Raw genomic sequence first — 477 nt, forward strand, 5'->3', positions numbered from 1 at the left:
CTCCCTGATCTTGTCGCGGAAGGTCGGATGCCCGAGCATCAGCCAGGCCTCGTCGAGCAGGATGAGGCTGGGCGCTCCTGTCAGGCGTTTCTCGATACGACGAAAGAGATAGGTCAGGACGGGTACGAGGTTGCGTTCGCCCATGTTCATGAGCTCTTCCACCTCAAAGCACTGGAATGCCCTGAGTGACAGACCGTCCTCCTCGGCGTCGAGAAGCTGCCCCATGGGGCCGTCGACCGTGTAGTGGTGCAAGGCATCCTTGATCTCGCGCATCTGCACGCCGGAGACGAAGTCCGAGAGCGAGCGACCGCGCGACTGCGCCATCAAGCCGATCTGCCGGGAGATGGCGTTGCGATAGTCCGGCGTGACGCTGACGCCCTGCAGCGCGACAAGCGTTTCGATCCACTCGGCCGCCCATGCGCGGTCGCCGTCGCTGGAGAGCTCTGCGAGCGGGAGCACACCGTTCCGCCTGAACCT

1 pseudogene is annotated in these 477 nt (G+C 63.9%); it reads right to left on the reverse strand.

Annotated elements, in window-relative coordinates:
- A pseudogene (locus EOC94_RS33560) lies at positions 1 to 477 on the reverse strand (conjugal transfer protein TrbE); the annotation flags it as partial.

This window comes from Mesorhizobium sp. M6A.T.Ce.TU.016.01.1.1 (assembly GCF_003997065.1).
In the GTDB taxonomy this organism is placed as follows: Bacteria; Pseudomonadota; Alphaproteobacteria; order Rhizobiales; family Rhizobiaceae; genus Mesorhizobium; species Mesorhizobium mediterraneum.